This window comes from Oleiphilus sp. HI0117 (genome assembly GCF_001635235.1).
In genome coordinates this window covers 1-14534 of record NZ_LWGA01000090.1, presented here as the reverse complement: position 1 = coordinate 14534, position 14534 = coordinate 1, and the positions used below count along the sequence as shown (strand labels likewise).

The 14534-nt window shown below is 44.1% G+C and carries 14 protein-coding genes; 12 read left to right on the top strand and 2 right to left on the bottom strand.

Features of this window, described 5'->3' with window-relative positions; all coding sequences use genetic code 11:
• From A3757_RS01350 to A3757_RS01320, 7 genes are all read left to right on the top strand, one after another.
• The coding region (locus A3757_RS01350; RefSeq protein ID WP_369819511.1) for a tetratricopeptide repeat protein at nucleotides 1-1459 on the top strand (1459 nt) is incomplete at its 5' end.
• 28 nt (nucleotides 1460-1487) lie between these two features.
• The gene (locus A3757_RS01345; RefSeq protein WP_068553962.1) at nucleotides 1488-2198 is read left to right on the top strand and encodes a tetratricopeptide repeat protein; all 711 of its coding nucleotides are present in this window, start codon (nucleotides 1488-1490) and stop codon (nucleotides 2196-2198) included.
• 13 nt (nucleotides 2199-2211) lie between these two features.
• On the top strand, nucleotides 2212-2520 hold the full coding sequence (locus A3757_RS01340; protein WP_068553964.1) for a hypothetical protein: 309 nt from the start codon (nucleotides 2212-2214) through the stop codon (nucleotides 2518-2520).
• A gap of 274 nt (nucleotides 2521-2794) precedes the next feature.
• Nucleotides 2795-3496 (top strand): MotA/TolQ/ExbB proton channel family protein, encoded by a 702-nt coding sequence (locus tag A3757_RS01335; RefSeq protein ID WP_068511508.1) that lies wholly within the window; start codon nucleotides 2795-2797, stop codon nucleotides 3494-3496.
• Between the two features lie 58 nt (nucleotides 3497-3554).
• Complete coding sequence (locus tag A3757_RS01330; RefSeq protein WP_068553966.1) at nucleotides 3555-4151, top strand: biopolymer transporter ExbD; 597 nt, start codon at nucleotides 3555-3557, stop codon at nucleotides 4149-4151.
• A complete protein-coding gene (locus tag A3757_RS01325) occupies nucleotides 4148-4648 on the top strand; it encodes a biopolymer transporter ExbD (protein WP_068511512.1) in 501 nt (166 codons plus the stop codon). Before A3757_RS01330 ends, A3757_RS01325 begins: the two co-directional genes overlap by 4 nt.
• Before the next feature lie 2 nt (nucleotides 4649-4650).
• Nucleotides 4651-5616: an AgmX/PglI C-terminal domain-containing protein gene (locus A3757_RS01320; protein WP_068553968.1), complete on the top strand. Its 966-nt coding sequence runs from the start codon at nucleotides 4651-4653 to the stop codon at nucleotides 5614-5616.
• Nucleotides 5617-5843: 227 nt separating this feature from the next.
• Here the strand turns inward: A3757_RS01320 and glpD are convergent, their stop codons facing one another.
• The gene (glpD, locus tag A3757_RS01315; RefSeq protein WP_068567642.1) at nucleotides 5844-7412 is read right to left on the bottom strand and encodes a glycerol-3-phosphate dehydrogenase; all 1569 of its coding nucleotides are present in this window, start codon (nucleotides 7410-7412) and stop codon (nucleotides 5844-5846) included.
• A 259-nt stretch (nucleotides 7413-7671) separates the two neighbouring features.
• Nucleotides 7672-8430 carry a DeoR/GlpR family transcriptional regulator gene (locus A3757_RS01310; RefSeq protein ID WP_068554486.1) on the bottom strand — a complete coding sequence of 253 codons (759 nt, stop codon included), beginning with the start codon at nucleotides 8428-8430 and terminating at the stop codon, nucleotides 7672-7674.
• 157 nt (nucleotides 8431-8587) lie between these two features.
• Here A3757_RS01310 and glpK point away from each other — a divergent pair, with 157 nt between their 5' ends.
• From glpK to A3757_RS01285, 5 genes are all read left to right on the top strand, one after another.
• A complete protein-coding gene (glpK, locus tag A3757_RS01305) occupies nucleotides 8588-10075 on the top strand; it encodes a glycerol kinase GlpK (RefSeq protein ID WP_068513108.1) in 1488 nt (495 codons plus the stop codon).
• A gap of 139 nt (nucleotides 10076-10214) precedes the next feature.
• Nucleotides 10215-12173, top strand: coding sequence for a diguanylate cyclase domain-containing protein (locus tag A3757_RS01300; protein WP_068554484.1), 1959 nt, complete (start codon nucleotides 10215-10217; stop codon nucleotides 12171-12173).
• A 1-nt stretch (nucleotide 12174) separates the two neighbouring features.
• Entirely contained in the window at nucleotides 12175-12747 is a 573-nt protein-coding gene (locus tag A3757_RS01295) for a DNA-J related domain-containing protein (protein WP_068554482.1), read from the top strand.
• 58 nt (nucleotides 12748-12805) lie between these two features.
• Nucleotides 12806-13708 (top strand): tRNA 2-thiocytidine(32) synthetase TtcA, encoded by a 903-nt coding sequence (ttcA, locus tag A3757_RS01290; RefSeq protein WP_068554480.1) that lies wholly within the window; start codon nucleotides 12806-12808, stop codon nucleotides 13706-13708.
• Nucleotides 13709-13783: 75 nt separating this feature from the next.
• On the top strand, nucleotides 13784-14534 hold a 751-nt coding region (locus A3757_RS01285; protein ID WP_156506087.1), incomplete at its 3' end, for a lipopolysaccharide assembly protein LapB.

Here is a 14534-nt window from a genome sequence, read left to right as displayed (position 1 = left end):
CTTAAAGAGCATCAAAGCCTTGCCAAAAGATAAGCTGCCAACAGAGCAAGAGGCAAGGCAAGCTCTTCTGGAAAGCTTAAGTATTAAGCGGGAGCAGGCTCAAATGCGTTTTGTTGATATTCACAAGCAAGACAATAGAGCGGTTCCGGTTTTGTACCTCGTGAGCTCTGAGTATTTTGACAGGAAAGATTATCAGGGGGCATTACCTTTGGCTCAGCGCCTGATTGACTGGCCGACTTCGTTTGAAGGTGCGCCCAAGCTTGATAAACAAACCTTATTAGAAAGTAGTTTGATTAAAGCGCACAGTTTGTATGCTTTAAATGACTTTGTTCTGTCAGAAGGTGCGTATCAAGAGGTATTGACCCAAATGCCTGCAAAGGACAAGCGCCGGGCTGCAACAATTGAAAGCCTGGCTGCGAGTGTCTTTAAGCAGGCAGAGGCGAAGTTGGCAGATGGGCAGACTTTGCTAGCCGTTGACGAGTTTCTTCGCGTGGGGCTTGTTGCTCCGACTTCCACCCTCAGAGCCAGCGCAGAATATGATGCCGCAGGTTATTTGATTGAATTAAAAGAATGGCATCGTGCTATCGACGTTATTTCAGACTTCAGAAAGCGTTACCCAAAGCATAATTTACTCGATACGCTGCCTGCTAAAATGGCTTTGGCTTATCGTGAAACCGAACAGTGGGAAGCAGCGGCCGGAGAATTGCGTATTATGCGTAAGCTGGCAAAAACCGAGCAGGAAAAGCAGGATATTCAGTTTATCGTAGCGGAGCTATACGATAAGGCTGACAACAAGAAAGAGGCGATACTCAGTTACCGGCTTTATGCGAATACCTATGCCGAGCCAGCTGATGTCTATATGGAGGTGACTCATCGTTTGGCGCAACTTTATAAAGAAACGGATAAACCCCTGAAGCGACGCTTTTGGTTAGCTAAACAAATGAAGAAGGTCGATAGCTTGGGTGATGCTGCAGATGACCGTATGCGCTTCTTGGCGGCAGGTGCTGCGAGTGTTTTGGCTAATGATGCCTTTATTCAGTACAAACGAATCAAGTTAAAACTACCTCTAAACGAAACCATGATTAAAAAAACCAAAGCTTTGGAAAAAGCTATGAAAGCCTATCAAAAGACGGCGAGTTATGGTGTCTCTCAGTTCTCAACCGAAGCTGGATATCGCATGGCTGATATTTATGCTCAGCTTAGTCGCGACTTAATGGATTCTGATCGCCCTACAGGCCTGAACGAGCTGGAGCTAGAGCAGTACGAAATTCTTCTTGAAGAACAAGCTTATCCCTTTGAAGACAGTGCTATTGAAATTCATGAACAGAACTCCAGTAGGTCTTGGATTGGTATCTACGATGACTGGGTTCAGAATAGTTTTGATGCCTTAAAAGAATTGCTACCAGGGCGTTACGATAAGCCTGAATTAAAGAGCGAGATCATCTATGACTTGTATTAAGGGTCTATTCATCTGTTTGAGGCAATCAATGTCATGTTTTTTGATGGTTTGTCTGTGCCTTATCTTGAGTGCCTGTGCAACAAAAGGAAAAATAGATAAGGAATCAATCGCCGCTGAAGATTCGCGACAAGCATTAGTTTCACAATATCAAGACGCTGTTGAAACGATGAAGTCACTAGAGAGTTCATCGGACCAAGCGATGGCTGCCGGGGTATTCAAAGGTAACGATGAGCTTGAAGATAGCTTTCATACTCTGGCAGAAATACATCAGCAAAACCCCTGGTACCCTGGGCCTCTCTTGAACCTTGGCATTAGTAGCTGGTGGTTGGGAAATGTAGAAGAGGCTGAGTCATACTTATCGAAAGTGCTCGCTCTGAAGGACTCGCTTGGGCAGGAGAACAAACAAAAGGCTGATAACAAGGCGTCGATAGATCTGCCTACAGACAAGCGGGCTGAGATTTTGGATAACTTGGCAAAGTTTACTGGCCCGGCACTCAACTATCTCGGTCAAATTATGCGGGAGAAAGGCGATTTCGATCAGGCGGAGAGCTATTATCGCCAGGCTTTGGATCAGAACCCTGAAGATATAACAGCCATTAGAAACTTGGGTATCTTGTTGGATTTATATCGTGGGCAGTTTGCGGACGCTTTGCCTTTATACGAGCAATATCAGTCTTTACTTGATGAGCCAGACCCTCAGGTAAAAGACTGGATCTTTGATATCAAAAATAGACAATAAGGAGTTGTAGGATATGAAATTAACTCAATGTTTAATGCTACTGACTTGTCTTATTTTAACGCAAGTTGTGGCGGCAGAAGGAACTGTGATCGCAATCGAAGGGGCGACTATTCGAGGGAACCAAGAGCTTCCTACCGTTTTGTATTTGGTTCCTTGGCAGCCAGCAAAGGTTTACTCTCTTGATGAACCTGAGCAGACCTTGGCATCGTCACGTCCTATTCAGCCGCTTGACCGGGCCAGCTTTCTGAGAATGCAAAGTTACCATGAAGCCTTCAGCAAACAGAATGTAAAAGCGACTACTGTGCCCGCAATACCAAAGTAGGATTCATCACTTAGACAGGTTCTTGTAAGCTAAAAGAAGGTATATTGGCCTATATGGCGTCAAACTATGACAGGAGTCACACAAAGTATGTGCATGGAAGAACATGAACACAATTCGCAACAAATCCTTTCGTGATCTAACCGTCTTTTCTCTCTTTTCAATCTACAATTTTCACAATTGTTTGCAATCGTCAGCGAAGTGCACTTGATGATTGTATAAATTTTAAATGGCCTACAAGGCATAAAGCAAAGAAAACCCCCAGGAGTAAATTGTTATGATCGAGACAATAATTCGATTTTTTCAGGAAGGCGGATTCTTCATGTATCCGATTTCAATCATTTTGGTAGTTGGTTTGGTGATTGCAATTGAACGCTATGTTTACCTGAGTGTCGCTAAGCGTAATAACCGCCAGGACTTTAATAAGCTTCACCGTATGATTAGCGGGAAGGACTTTAAGTCGGCTGTAAAGTTTGCTTCTTCGTCTAAGACCGCCATGTCGAATATGATCGGTGCGGGTCTGGTTCGATTAGGCCGCAGACAGCCACGTGAAGAAATTGAATATGCGATGGAAGAAGGCTTGCTGGAAACGATGCCGCGTTTAGAAAAACGTACGCAATATCTAGCGACTTTAGCTAACGTTTCAACCTTGCTCGGCTTGTTGGGCACGATCATTGGTTTGATCGCTGCATTTACAGCGGTTGCCTCGGCCGATCCTGCACAAAAAGCTAGCTTGCTATCACAAAGTATTTCAGTAGCGATGAACACGACTGCATTCGGTTTGATTGCGGCGATTCCTTTATTACTCGTTCACTCAGTACTTCAAACAAAGACTAACGAGATTGTCGATAGTTTTGAAATGGCGGGCATTAAAGTGATGAACTTATTAAGTGACCGATCAGCTTCGGTTCCAGCACCTGCTAAGGCTACACAGTCGCCAAGTGCTGACTCAGGGCTTAATGCGGCAGCCGCTGTTTAGTTGGTCTTTGTAAACCAACTTTATTGATCAATCCTTAGCGAAATAGGCAGACTCGACTATGAAACGCAAACATCGACGCTTACGAAGTGAAGCAGATCTGGATATCACGGCATTTATGAATTTAATGATCGTGCTTGTACCAATCTTGCTGATCAATATGATCTTTGCTCATACGAGTGTACTTGAGTTGAACTTTCCAACTCAAGACCAAAGCTCAGCTCAGGATGATGAGTCATTGCAGTTACAGGTAATGATTCTGGAAGATAAGTTGGTGGTTGCCGACAATAAAGGCGGTGTGATTAAGCAAATAGATAGTTTAAAGCGGAATTCAGTTGCAAATAATAGCTCTGACAACGCGGCCGTAAGTACTGGGGCTTACGACTTTGCGATGTTAGGGCAAGTGATGCAGGAGCTGAAATCGCGTATTCCGGAAAAGAAAGATATTACTGTCATGGCACGAAAAGACACTTCCTATCAGACCTTGGTGTCTGTGATGGATAAGGTGCGATCTTACCGTACCGTTGTTGCGGGAAGTGTAGTGAATGCCGAGTTATTCCCGGAAGTGTCGATAGCCGATGCGCCGGAAGTTGTTGATGCAAACGAAAGTGTTGCGGATGCCAAGACCGAATTAACTGATGGGAAGGTTAGATCATGAAAACATCAGCAAAAGCCAAGCGTATCCAGCGTCACCAACGCCGTAGTAAGAATCAGGGTAAGTTAAACCTGGTATCCTTGATGGACATCTTTACGATTCTTGTGTTTTTCTTGATGGTAAATTCCTCAAGTGATGTACAAGTATTGAACCAGAACAATATGGTCAAGCTTCCGGTTTCTAATGCTGATCAAATGCCAAAAGATGCGCTGGCATTAGCCGTGACTCACGACGATATTCTTGTCGGTGGCCGAGCGATCGTTAAAGTCGCCGAGCTTCGTGAATTTCAAGGAGAGGTAGAACCTCTGCTTAAGGCTGAGTTAGACTATCAGGCTTCAAAGTCTAACAGCGCAGTCGCGCCAGAAGGGCGTCCAATCACTATCGTTGCCGATCGAGAGTTGCCATATGAGCTGTTAAAGAAAATTATGACAACCTGTGTGGATTCTGGTTATGCCAGCATTTCACTTGCGGTTAATAAGCATGTTGAGCAGGAGGCTTAATCATGGCGTTTAATCAATTAGGGCCAGCCTGGAATGCCGAAGCAGGTGAGAGTGAACGCTTAGGGAAGATTACCGCAGCGGTTATTCCTGTATTTTTGGCAATCGCTGTTTATGTCTCGTGGGTGGATTTACCTGAGCAAGATAGGGAAGAGCTGGAAGCCCTGCCTCCTCAACTAGCAAAGGTCATACTTAAGAAAAAAGAAAAGCCTAAACCTGTCCTTAAAAAAGAGATTAAGAAAGAGATTAAGAAGGTTGAGCCTGAGAAGAAAGTTGCTGAGAAGCCAAAACCGAAACCAAAACCTAAGGCTCAAATAGCGAAAAAGCCCAAGCCAAAAATTAAGCCGAAAGCAAAAGATATTCAGTTGGCACGAGAGAAAGCCAAAACATCTGGTTTGCTAGCGATGAGTAATCAGTTGTCTGCACTAAGTAGCTTAGCTGATAGCGTTAAACTCGATACGCCCAAAACGATTTCGGCAAAACCTATTGCTCGTAAAGTTGAAGATAAGCTCGCCTCAAGAGCGAAAACTTCACGCAGTGCAGGCATTGATGAAACCAAGTTGACGCAAGAAACACAGAGAATGGAATTGGCCTCAAGAGAGATGACGGAAGTAGAAAAAGCTGAAGAAATTCAAACCGCGCTTGAACTGGCAGAACTGGATGCGAAGCGCATGGTTGCTCAGCGTACTCGTGAAGATATTCGTCGCACCATGGACGCCAATAAATCTGCGATTAACAGTATTTATAATCGCGCACTGCGTAAGAAGCCTTCACTGCAAGGAGCCTTTACTGCACAGCTAGTCGTTGAGCCAAGTGGTCAGGTCTCTAGCTGTTCGGCAGTAGAGTCAACACTGAATGAGCCAAGACTGGAAAGCAAAATTTGTAAGCGTCTGCGCTTAGTCAACTTCGGACAGAAGTCAGGTGTCGATCAGGCAACGATTAGCTATCCAATAGAGTTATTCCCAGGCTAGCCCAAATTTATTTGCTATCCATAGGCAGAGGGTTCCGCCCATTCGCTAATGATCGAACTCGTGCTAACCCGCCAGCGAGGCACGGAGGCCTCTGCCTACAAGTATGGTCGCTATCCCAGAAATACGATACTAACCCCCGCTCGTAAGCAGAGGGTTCCGCCCCTCGCTAATGATCATAGCCCGCAATCGAAGCATTGATGCCTCTACCACGAGCTTAGGGTGAATGCCTAAGCAGCGACTTCAGTCGCCGCTTTGGCTGGCTTTTTTGATGCGAGCCCAGAAAAACGCCCCTCAAAATACAGTTTAAGCTTCGAAATTTCCTCTTCATTCAAAAACAAACCGAGTTTGCTGCGGCGCCAGAGAATATCTTCAGCTGAGCGTGCCCATTCGTGTTCAATCAGGTAGTCGACTTCTGCAGAGAATAAGTCGGCACCAAAGTATTCTCCCATATCGCTCATGCCTTGTTTGTTCGCTAGAAAGCTAAAGCAAAGGGTGCCATATGATTTGAGGTAGCGTTGTACGAGAGTATGAGTTAGCCATGGCGCTTTCTTGTTAATAGCTTGTTCTATCTGCTCTCTTGTTTGACCAACGAACTGAACTCCGGGCATCGGTTCATCTGCAGTCCAAGGTTTACCAAGCTCCTTAATAAATGGCGACAGCTTGTTTAGAACCGCTTCTGAAAGCTTTCTGTAAGTGGTGATTTTGCCGCCATAGATTGAAAGCAGGGCGTTGCTTTCACTTTCCTGATGGAGTTCTAGCGTGTAATCACGGGTGATTGCTGAGGGGTCGTTTGATTCATCATCACACAGTGGACGGACGCCAGAATAGGTAGACTGGATATCTTCACGAGAAATCGAACGTTTGAAATGTTGATTGTATACCTTAATCAGGTAATCAACTTCCCACTCTTCAATTGCTACGTCTTCTGGCTTTCCTTGGTATTCTTTATCGGTGGTTCCGATTATTGAAAAGTGATCAAGATAGGGAAGTACAAATACCACACGCTTGTCTTCGTTCTGTAGAATGTAAGCTTCATCCAGTTCTTCAAAGCGGGGAACGATAATATGGCTGCCTTTAATCAGTCGAATATTTCGAGCCGGTTTAATATCTTCTGCCGCTGAATCAAGAAAGCTGTTTAACCAGGGGCCTGAGGCATTAACGATATTGCTTGCGAGAATATCGTAGCTGCGCTGTTCGATCTTGTTGAAGATACTTAGGCGCCAACGACCAAGATCTTTGTCGAAGCTCAAGTTATGGCACTGTGATTGAACTTCAATGCTTGCACCACGATTATGGGCATCTATCGCATTCATAACTACCAAACGTGAATCATCGACCCAGCAGTCATGATATTGAAAGCCTTTGGTGATCGAGTTTGTAAAAGGTGCATGACCATCAAATTTCACCTTCCGTGCTTTGGGCAAGGTATTTCGTTTGCTCAAGTGGTCATACATAAACAAGCCACAGCGGATCATCCATGCAGGGCGAAGGTGAGGGCGGTGAGGCATGACGAACTTCAGGGGTGAGACAAGGTGAGGTGCTTTATTAAGCAGTACTTCTCTTTCTGCCAGCGCTTCTTTAACTAGTCTGAACTCGTAGTGTTCCAGGTACCTTAGTCCACCATGTATTAGCTTGCTACTGCTGGAAGATGTACCTGAAGCCAAGTCATTTTGTTCACATAAGAACACTTTTAAGCCTCGGCCAGCGGCATCGGCAGCAATACCAGCCCCGTTAATGCCACCCCCAACAATAGCTAAATCATAGAAAAGTTCCTTTTTTTCACTGCTAATGTTCATATAAACCTCAAAAACGTTAATAATTTTACATATTATGTCATAAAACGAACATTTGGCTAGGCGAAATGTAATAATTGTTCAACAGTTTTTCGAAAAAGCGTGACAGAATTAGGCTTTCTGAAAATTAATTGAAAATAATCTTAGAATAGGACGGCGTGAATTGTTATAAATGGCGCGTGAAAAATAGCTATGTAGAAGTGATAAACAAACATCGACGCAGGTTCAGTAAGGCGTCGATGCAGGGTTGAATTGGTAGGGGTTAGGCGACGGTAAGCTTGATATTTTCTTTATTCAGAATACTTACGATGCTTTCCGGTGGTGTTTCACTGGTAAATATATGATGAGCTTCGGCAATGTTACCAAGCCGAGTTAAGGCATCCCGTCCGAATTTTGAATGGTCAGCGGCAAGGAAAATATTGCGGGAGTTCTCGACAATTGCTCGAGAAACTCTCACTTCCTGATAGTCGAAGTCGAGCAGGTCACCTGTATCGTCGATACCGCTGATACCAATGATCGCGTAGTCGACTTTAAACTGGCTGACGAAATCTATCGTTGCTTCACCCATTACACCTCCATCACGATTGCGGACAACACCGCCCGCGATAATAATTGTAAAGTCATCTTTGGTGCTCAAGATGCTCGCTACGTGAAGGTTGTTAGTAATCACCGTGAGGTTATTGTGGTTGAGAAGTGTCTGGGCTATTGCTTCAGTGGTGGTGCCGATATTGATGAAGATAGAAGAGTGGTCAGGAATCTCTAGCGCCACGGCTTCAGCAATACGCTGCTTTTCTTTGAGGAAAGCAACTTTACGGTTAGAGTAAGAGGTATTTAAAATAGTGGAGCTAAGGCCAGCGCCGCCGTGAAAACGTTGGATCTTGTTTTCGTTGTCGAGCTCTTTTAAGTCTCGACGAATGGTTTGTGGTGTAACATCAAATTTGCTGGCAAGCTCTTCAATTGTTGCAAACCCGGAACTACTTACGATCTCTATGATACGAGAGTGTCTTTCACTTTGTTTCATGGTAACGCAGACTTCTTATAAACAGTTAACGAAAGCATAGGTCGTGCAATATAGAAGAACCCTTCACCTGCACACCTGGCTAATATTGAAATAATAACATTTACACATGTAAGTGTATTGAACTATACGACAAAATAATATTTTTAGGGATCATAATATGGCTCAGTTCATTCTTTCTATTGATCAAGGGACGACAAGCTCACGTGCTTTACTATTTGATCACCAAGGCCGTGTAGCGTTTACTGCGCAAGCTGAATTTACCCAGCACTTTCCAAACGATGGATGGGTCGAACATGATCCAGAAGAAATATGGAGTACGACTGTCAGCGTAATCAAGCAAGTTCTTGCCAAATTAGATCTTGAATCCGACCAGGTAATGGGGATCGGTATTACCAATCAGCGGGAGACGACGATTGTTTGGGATAGAAAGACAGGAAAGGCAATCTATCCGGCAATTGTTTGGCAGGATCGCCGAACCTCTGAGTTTTGCCAGAGCCTGAAAGATAAAGGCTTGGAAGATACTATTTCTGAAAAGACTGGCTTGTTGGTAGACCCATACTTCTCAGCGAGTAAGATTCGTTGGATTCTTGATAATGTCGATGATGCTGATGAACGAGCTCGCGAAGGGGACTTGGCGTTTGGAACTGTCGATACTTTCCTGCTATGGCGCTTAACCGGTGGTCGGTCGCATGCCAGTGACGCCACGAACGCCTCTCGAACTTCCTTGTTCAATATACATACACAAGAGTGGGATAAAGAACTGTTACAGATTTTTGATGTCCCGGAACAGTTGTTGCCTGAGGTCAAGGATAGCAGTGATGAGTTTGGTGACACCGAGGCTGAGCTTTTCGGTATCTCTATGCCTGTCTACGGTATGATAGGTGATCAGCAGTCCGCCTTGGTAGGGCAGGCTTGCTTTACGCCAGGCATGATCAAAAGCACTTATGGAACAGGTTGCTTTATGATTGCCAATACGGGTGCGAAGCCACTACGCTCCAATAATCGTTTACTGACTACTGTTGCCTACCGTCTGAATTCTGAAGTGACATACGCTCTGGAGGGCAGCATCTTTGTTGCAGGAGCGGCAGTGCAATGGTTGCGTGATGGCTTAAAGTTTATCTCTCATGCTAGTGAAACGGTGGCGATGGCCAAGAAGGTTGGTTATGACAATTCGGTTTATCTGGTACCAGCCTTTACTGGCTTAGGTGCGCCTTATTGGGATCCGAATGCACGAGGTGCTTTGTTCGGTTTAACTCGAGATACGGGGATAGAAGAAATCGTCACAGCTGGCCTACAGTCAGTGTGTTATCAGACAAGGGATCTGCTCCACGCGATGGAGAAAGATGGTGCGCAAGTAAACACTTTAAGAGTAGATGGAGGCATGGTGGTCAATGACTGGGTTGTACAGTTTCTATCTGACCTTCTGAATGTTTCGGTTGACCGGCCTGAAATTGTCGAGACCACGGCATTAGGTGCGGCATACTTGGCTGGTTTAAAGGCCGGTTTATTTGAAAGCGTCGAGACGATTGCAGATATGTGGCATCTTGATAAACGTTTTTCACCTGATATTTGTCCAGAAGATGCAAAAAAACTCTATAGCGGCTGGTTAGATGCCGTCGGACGCGTAAAAACTGAACAAAATTAAGCGTCAGTGATAGTTGAATGCTAGACTTTAAGGATAGTAGTTTTCACTATTGTCGCGCATAATATTAGGAAATTGTCGAGAAGTGAACAATATAGTAATAGCCCTTCAGTGCTAAGAGGCGAGAGGCAGGAGCTTCTATGTGATTAAGAATTGGATTTTCAGTCTGACTTTGTTGGTGGCATCTGTGCCCTATGCTTTGTCCAGCGAAAGTGTAACTCTACAGCTCAAATGGAAACATCAGTTTCAATTTGCGGGTTATTATGCGGCGCTGGAAAAAGGTTTTTACGCTGAAGAAGGTTTGGATGTCGCCATTCGGGAAGCCGAGCCAGAGATGGACCCTATTGAAGTCGTCGTTAATGGTGAGGCTGAATTTGGAGTTGGCACCAGTGAGTTGCTGCTTTTACACAACCACTTTAAGCCTGTTGTCGTTTTAGGGGTTATATTCCAACATTCTCCTCTTGCTTTGTTAAGCTCCGCCAGTTTGCCTGAGAGCAACTTATACTCAAACATTCAGCAAGTACAAGACCTACGCAACAAACCTATTATGATTGAAGCCAACTCGGCTGAGTTAATGGCTTATCTTTCCAAAGAAGGTTTATCGCGTGATACGCTCAAAATTGTTAAGCACAGTTTTAATACTTCAGATGTGATGGCGGGTAGGGTTGCAGCTATGTCTGTTTATACCACTGATGAAGTGTTTGAGTTTGAGCGTTTGGGAGAGCCGTACACGCTGTTTCGACCAAAAGATTCCGGGGTCGATTTTTATGGTGACAACCTTTTTACTACGATTCATGAACTCAAACACCACCCTAAACGGGTTGCAGCATTTAGGCGAGCCAGTTTTAAAGGCTGGCGATATGCTATGGATCACCCCTCAGAAATTGTAGACCTGATCTATGAACGCTACAGCCAGCGACATACAAAAGCGCATTTAATGTTTGAAGCAGAGAAGATGAAAGACTTGCTAGAAAGTGAGCTAATCTCCCCAGGCTATATGACGAGTAAACGCTGGCACCATATTGCCAAGGTTTATGTCGAGCAAGGCAGCCTGTCTGCAGATTATTCGCTTGACGACTTTCTTTACAGGAGTGAGGAAGGGGTTAGTGCCGACTTGGTGAAACGTTGGGGGCTTGGTGCCTCACTGATTACGATTATATTGCTGAGCTTTCTCGCTTACGTTTGGCGCTTGAACCGTCGTTTGGATAAACGCACTTCTTGGCTTAGAACTGTGGTTGATAATACGCCCACTGCAATGGTGATTATGGATAGTCAGGGCAAAATCATTGAATGGAATCATCAGGCAGAACAAATTTTTGCTTGGGCTTCAGAAGATATCATTGGCCAATCTGTTTACGATTATGTGGTGCCCTTAGGAGACCAGAACAAGTTTCGTAGAATGATTGCGAACCTGTTTGATCGGCGAGAGGTTAAGGTTGCTGAGGGTTGGAGTCGGACCAATAGGAATAAGCTTGTTCTATGTGAATGGCACTACGCAGTCTTGCAACCTGGGCGGGTTGTTGCCATGGCTAATGATATTACCGAGCGTAAGGCATTAGAGAATAAGTTAAAAGAACTTGCTCATTCTGATGCCTTAACGGGGATAGGTAACCGGACTTTGTTCTTTGAAAAACTGGAAGAAGCGATCGCATTAGCTAAGCGAAGAAAGGAGCGTGTTGCGGTACTGTTTATTGATTTGGATGATTTTAAAATCGTGAATGATCAATATGGCCATGAAGTGGGTGATGTCGTGTTGTGTGAAGTTGTACAGCGCATCAAAATGGCCGTCAGAGAAGCGGATGTATTAGCTCGAATTGGTGGCGATGAGTTTGTGTTGATATTGCATGATTGTGAATCCAACGCGCATGCTCGGCAAGTCGCCGAAAAGGTACTGTTTAACCTGGAAAGACCTTTACAGGTTGCCGGTTTAACGGTCACCGTTGGTGGTAGTATAGGTATTAGTATGTACCCTGATAATGGTGAAAAAACGGCCGATATTTTGAAGTCTGCTGATCGGGCAATGTATGAAGTGAAGCAGAAAGAAAAGAACGGTGTAGGCATCGCCCCTCCTCGAAGCCGTTTAGGCAAGAAGGCTCACTAGCTTGGATGTCTTGTTAGATATTATCAAGGGGATAGATAACTATCTTGATGATCATGCTAGCGTTAAAGAAATTGAGCTTATTCAACATCTAAAATGCATTCAGCAAGAGCCGTTTTCCGAGTTCAATATAAGTCAGAGTAAAGACCTTTTTCGTGCCCACTTTCTGTTAAAACACGCCCTTTACACGCTACAAAACACTTATCTAGATGAGCAGCGTTTTTTTCTCGACATCAATCTGATAAATATATCTAGAAGACCCTTTGCAGAAGGAGTTTCCGAATTATCATCTTATGATTCGGTTAAGGCATATTACCTTGATATTAGCCACTATTTTGAAACAGAAGAAGATGAAGTAAACGACCTGCTCGATAAGTTTTGGCGTAAGTTTCTGGCAAATGATGATCGGCATGCTGCGCTAAGTGTATTAGATTTGCCTGCTAATGCTGACCAAAGGCAGGTTAAGCTTCAGTATCGTAAGCTTGCTCAAATTCATCACCCTGATAAGGGGGGCTGCGGGGAACAGTTTAAAAAAATATCCGCTGCTAAACGTTTGTTAGACCGGGCTTTGGGTTAAAGCCGTAAATTCGCTATAATGCGCGCCTTTAATGTTGTCGTTGTCAGGTTGTAGGGTTATGCAGAGCTTAGCAGGTTCAGAGAAATACGAGTTTAACAAGCTTCAAAAGCGCTTGCGCAGTGGCATGGGTAAGGCCATTGCCGACTTTAATATGATCGAAGACGGTGATCGTATTATGGTTTGCTTGTCGGGCGGAAAAGACAGCTACACCATGCTAGACATTCTGATGAGTCTGCAAAAGAGTGCTCCGATCAGTTTCGACCTAGTCGCCGTAAACCTTGACCAGAAACAGCCAGGTTTTCCTGACCATGTCCTTCCTAAGTATCTGGAATCACTTGATATTGAATATTATATTATTGATCGAGATACTTACTCCATCGTTAAGTCCAAGATACCAGAAGGCAAGACAACCTGTGGCCTGTGCTCACGTTTACGTCGTGGTACTTTATACTCCTTTGCTGAGGAGATTAAAGCGAATAAGATAGCTTTAGGCCATCATAAAGATGACATCGTTGAGACCATGTTTCTGAACATGTTTCATGGTTCAAGGTTGTCAGCTATGCCACCTAAACTGCTTTCTGATGACAAGCGAAATGTCGTGATTAGGCCGCTGGCTTATTGTCGTGAGAAAGATATTGAGCAGTTTGCTCTGGTGAAGGCTTACCCGATCATTCCGTGCAATCTTTGTGGTTCGCAAGAAAATCTCCAGCGTCAATCCATTAAGAAAATGCTTATTCAATGGGAAAAAGAACACCCTTCAAGAATTGAGTCAATTTTCACAGCCTTACAGAATGTATCGCCTTCCCAGTTAGCGGATACCCAGCTTTTTGATTTCGAAACACTAGCAATTGATCGCAGTGGTGAACGTAAAGAGTATGAGTTTGATTTAGAGCAATCTATTTCTTCATCCCGAACTAAAGAGGATGATATGGTTCAGATCGTTGAGGTTATGCCACGTTAAACTAACGCGAGTCTTCTCGCTGCGTTGGAATACATCTCGGGATTACATTTTAATAAGAAATCGAAAGGCAGGAATATGAGCGAGTCGGAAATACAAACCTTAATGCAGCAGGCTAACGAGTATATACAGTCTGAAAGACTCTCTCGAGCTCGTCGTTGCTATAATAAGATTCTTTCGATCGATCCGCAGAACTGTGATGCTCACTATTCTTTAGGGACGATTGCTCGCCAACAAAATGATAATCAAGCAGCGAAACAACACCTGCTGCATGTGTACCAAGCCGAGCCCCTCAATAGGACTTTTGTATTGGAACTAGCGGGTCTTTATGCTGATATGGGAATGATTGTTGAGTCAGCAAAGGTTTTCGAAGCTTATCTTTCAGTACAAGATGATATTGAATTATCAGGAAAATATGCCGAGGTCTTGGTAAAGGCTAAGGAATTTGAACGTGCGGTTGAATGTCTGAAAGCATGTGTTGGGAAGAAACCTGAAAATTTAAGTTATCGCATGCAATTAGGTAAATTGTTGTACCAACTATTACGTTTTGAAGAAGCACAATCAGTTTATTTGAGTGCAATTGAATACGGATTGAAAAGTGAAGGTTTATATCTGAATGCTGCAAAACTACATGTTGATCACGGACAGTTGGCTGTCGCTAAAGATGTATTGAATAAAGGTTCGGAAGACTTCCCTGAAAACCTGTCGTTTGCATATCGCCTTGTTCAATTGGATGCAGAGAGTCTTCACCCCGAATTGTATCAACGCTTAATCGATGTTGATGAGGCTACTTTAGAGGGAGACAATCGCTTTTATTATCAATGGTTGT